Source organism: Achromobacter sp. 1011791174 (genome assembly GCF_059760925.1).
The window spans coordinates 1-964 of record NZ_JCBANH010000204.1 but is presented as its reverse complement, the minus strand read 5'-3'; the positions used below and the strand labels follow the sequence as shown (position 1 = coordinate 964).

The following is a 964-nucleotide window of genomic DNA, read 5'->3' as shown; positions in this document are numbered from 1 at the left end:
ATCCGCGAGTTCGACGGCCAGCAGTACGTGATGGAGCGTTCGCTGACGCCGGACGTGTCGCTGGTCAAGGCGCACATCGCCGACCGCAGCGGCAACCTGGTGTTCCGCAAGACCGCGCGCAACTTCAACCCGAACGTGGCGATGGCCGGCAAGATCACCGTGGTGGAAGTCGAGCAGATCGTCGAGACCGGCAGCCTGGACCCCGATCAGGTCCACCTGCCCGGCATCTACGTGCAACGGATCGTGCTGAACGCCACGCCGGAAAAGCGCATCGAACAACGCACCACCCGCCCGGCCTGAGGAGACGACGACATGGCATGGACCCGCGATGAAATGGCGGCGCGCGCCGCGCGCGAGCTGCAAGACGGCTTTTATGTGAACCTGGGCATCGGCCTGCCCACCCTGGTGGCCAACCACGTGCCGGCCGGCATGGAAGTGTGGCTGCAATCGGAGAACGGCCTGCTGGGCATTGGTCCCTTCCCGACCGAGGCCGAGGTCGACGCCGACCTGATCAACGCCGGCAAGCAGACGGTCACGACGCTGCCGGGCTCGTCGATCTTCTCGTCGGCCGATTCCTTCGCGATGATCCGCGGCGGCAAGATCAACCTGGCGATCCTGGGCGCGATGCAGGTGTCCGAGCAGGGCGATCTGGCCAACTGGATGATCCCGGGCAAGATGGTCAAGGGCATGGGCGGCGCGATGGACCTGGTGGCCGGCGTGGGCCGCGTGGTGGTCCTGATGGAGCACGTGGCCAAGAAGAAGGACGGCACCGAGGACATCAAGCTGCTGCCGGCCTGCAACCTGCCGCTGACCGGCGTGGGCGTGGTCAACCTGATCATCACCGACCTGGGCGTGATGGAAGTCACCGAGGGCGGCCTGAAGCTGCTGGAAGTGGCGCCGGGCGTGACGGTCCAGGAGATCCAGTCCAAGACGCTGGCCAGGCTGGATGTGTCGGCGGTGAAGT

Annotated in this window: 2 protein-coding genes; both read left to right on the top strand. The window is 66.2% G+C overall.

Annotated features, from left to right (window positions below):
• A partial coding sequence (locus AC6LJ5_RS30325) for a CoA transferase subunit A (protein WP_498142452.1) occupies window positions 1-300 on the top strand: 300 nt, incomplete at its 5' end.
• Window positions 301-312: 12 nt separating this feature from the next.
• Window positions 313-964: CoA transferase subunit B (locus AC6LJ5_RS30320; protein WP_498142451.1), on the top strand; the 652-nt coding region annotated here is incomplete at its 3' end.